Genomic DNA, 2927 nt, shown 5'->3' with positions numbered 1-2927 from the left:
TTATCGCCGTAGCGCCATAAGCTCCAGGTGCCCCACCCGCCAGGAGCGCCCTTTTTTCTGCTCGTCTACCGGATGTTTTCTTTTTTGGCCTTCGGCAATGAACTCAGCGTGGCCTACTGGATGAATATCGCCTCAGCACTCTTCTCTGGCTTCACCATCCTGTTCCTGTTCTGGTCCATCACACTTTTTGGCCGCAAAATGATGCAGCTTAGCCCCGGAAAGGAAACACTGAACGATACACTGACCCTCATGGGCGCCGGCACCATCGGCGCGCTCATCTATACCTTCTCCGATAGCTTCTGGTTCTCCGCCGTGGAAGCTGAAGTGTATGCCATGTCCTCCTTCTTTACTGCCATCGTCATCTGGGCTTTCCTCAAATGGGACCTGGTCACCGACCCCGCAAAAGAAAATAAATGGCTCATCTTCATCGCCTACCTCGTCGGCCTTTCTATAGGGGTTCACCTGCTCAACTTGGTCACCCTACCGGCACTGGCGCTCATCTATTACTTTAAAAAATACCCACAACCCACCTGGAAAGGGGGAGTCTATGCCCTCTTAGCCGGAGGTGGAGCCCTTATCGTGGTCAATAATATCGTCATCCCCGGCCTACCTAGCCTCGCTGGACGACTCGAAATTTTCGCTGTCAACTCCCTCGGTCTCCCATTCGGTTCTGGCATCCTCTTTTTCATGGCCGCCTTTATCGGAGGACTCATTTATGCCATACGCTTCAGTGTCCTGAAGCAAAAGGTCCTGCTGAACACCCTTTTGCTCAGCTTTACCTTTATCCTCATCGGTTACAGCTCCTATGCGCTCATCATTATCCGCGCGAATCAGGATCCCGTCATCAACGAAAACGCACCGAAAGACATCATCAGCTATGTCTCTTACCTAAAGCGTGAGCAGTATGGCTACCGCCCGCTCCTAAAAGGGCAGTACTTCGATGCGGAACTCGTGGATCAGAAAGAAGGCGCTCCGGTCTACCTAAAGACGAAAGACGGCTATGAAATCGTTGACTACGGCACCGTAAATGTGTATGACCCGGAAAGAACCACTCTGCTCCCCCGCATTTACAGCACCCAAGAGCGCCATAAACAGCTCTACCGCAGCAAACTAGGACTCCGAGAAGGTGAGAAACCGAACTTTGCGGATAACATCCGCTTTCTATTCAGCCATCAACTGGGACACATGTATTTCCGCTATTTTATGTGGAACTTCTCCGGGCGTGAGAGTGACTTTAGCGATGCCCCCTGGCTGGGTGTGGCCGATGCCTTCAGCTCCATCTTCCCCGAATACATCAAAGAAAATAAGGCGCATAATAATTACCTTATGCTGCCGCTCATCCTCGGACTTCTTGGCATCTTTTTCCAAGCACGCATGGATCAGCGCTTCTTCGTCGTGAACCTCTTGCTCTTCCTGATGATGGGCATCGTACTGGTGCTCTACCTGAACTCCCCACCGATAGAACCACGGGAGCGAGACTATATTTATGTGGGAAGCTTTTATGCCTTCGCGATATGGGCAGGCTTAGCACTGATCGGACTACGAGACACCTTCCAGCAGCTCAAATTAAAGGGGACCGCCGCTGTCCTGCTGGCGTTCCTGGTCGCCCTCCCCGCTCCCCTACTGATGGCGCAGCAAAACTGGGATGACCACGACCGCAGCGGACGCTTCTTCTCTGTGGACTCCGCGCGAAACTTCCTCGCCTCCTGCGCACCGAATGCCATTCTCTTCACAGGGGGAGATAACGACACCTTCCCGCTCTGGTATGTGCAGGAAGTGGAAGGCTTCCGGACCGATGTCCGCGTGATCGTCCTCTCCTATTTCGATACGGACTGGTATGTGGAACAAATGACCCGGCAGGTAAATGAGTCCGCTCCACTGCCTTTTTCCCTAGGACCTGAGAACTATAAAAAAGGCACGAACGATGTGCTCTACCTCATGGAAAGGGAAAACCTAGACGCCATCTCCCTCACCCAATACCTCCGGCTTCTAAAAGGCAATAGCGATGCGCTTAAACTACGTGGGGGTGGACGCTTTACCTATAACATGGTGCCGGCACGGAACCTTATCCTGGATGTGGACCTCGAAAAAGCCTTTGCCGAAGGCCTTATCCCTGAAGGTATGGAGGACCTGGCTACGCCACAAATGAATTTCCGCGTGAAGGGAAACTACCTCACGAAGGGCGGTATGATGCTCCTCGACCTGATCGCCAGCAGCAACTGGGAGCGGCCGATTTACTTTAATAATACTTCGCTGGCGACTATCGGAATCGACCTCGAAGACTATGTCGTCCAAGAGGGCATGACCTACCGCCTGCTTCCCGTGCAGAAACCACAAGGTTTCCGTGGGGAACTCGTAAACGCTTCCCTGGCCTACGAAAATATTATGGAGAAATTTGCTTTCCGCGGGATGGATAATCCAGATAATTATTTCGACGACGAGTTCAGACGCTTCACCTCTAATGCGCGCGGCGTTATCAACTCGGTAGCCATGGCTCTACTGGATGAAGACCGCTTCGATGAGGCGAATGAACTCCTTAACCTCAGCCTGGAACGCATGCCGCATGCAGCCATTCCGTATGACTTCAGCAGTGGGCAGATGGTTCCACTCCTCTTCGAAGTGGGCGAGGAAGAAAAGGCCCTGCACATCGTAGAAACCCTGGCGGACCGCTCGCTGCAGCTGGTAACCTATTACGATGCCACGAATCGCGCCTATGACCGCGAGGCTTACATCGCGATCGAGCTCCTGCGCTACTTTACCCCGCTGGTAGAAGAGCGCGGTTATGAGGAGCTGGGCAGGTCGCTTCGCGACAAATTAGACCGCGTCATGAGCTCTGCCTCTGCACGCTAACTTGGAAAGCATAAAAAAATSCCCCTGACCATCAGGGATTTTTTTATGGTCTGATTAGTTTACGTTTCAGATTGTAA

At 52.6% G+C, this 2927-nt stretch carries 1 protein-coding gene; it reads left to right on the top strand.

Going from position 1 to position 2927, the window contains the following annotated elements; all coding sequences use genetic code 11:
- Positions 1-72 precede the first annotated feature (72 nt).
- Complete coding sequence (locus tag A3SI_RS16145) at positions 73-2850, top strand: glycosyltransferase family 117 protein (RefSeq protein ID WP_238531824.1); 2778 nt, start codon at positions 73-75, stop codon at positions 2848-2850.
- Positions 2851-2927 lie beyond the last annotated feature (77 nt).

Origin of the sequence: Nitritalea halalkaliphila LW7, assembly GCF_000265075.1 — a bacterium.
Lineage (GTDB): Bacteria > Bacteroidota > Bacteroidia > Cytophagales > Cyclobacteriaceae > Nitritalea > Nitritalea halalkaliphila.
This window is presented reverse-complemented; position numbering and strand designations above follow the sequence as displayed.

What these genes read in the sequence shown, in the direction of transcription:
- A3SI_RS16145 (WP_238531824.1), top strand. Translation starts at nt 73, where the DNA reads ATGTTTTCTTTTTTGGCCTTCGGCAATGAACTCAGCGTGGCCTACTGG.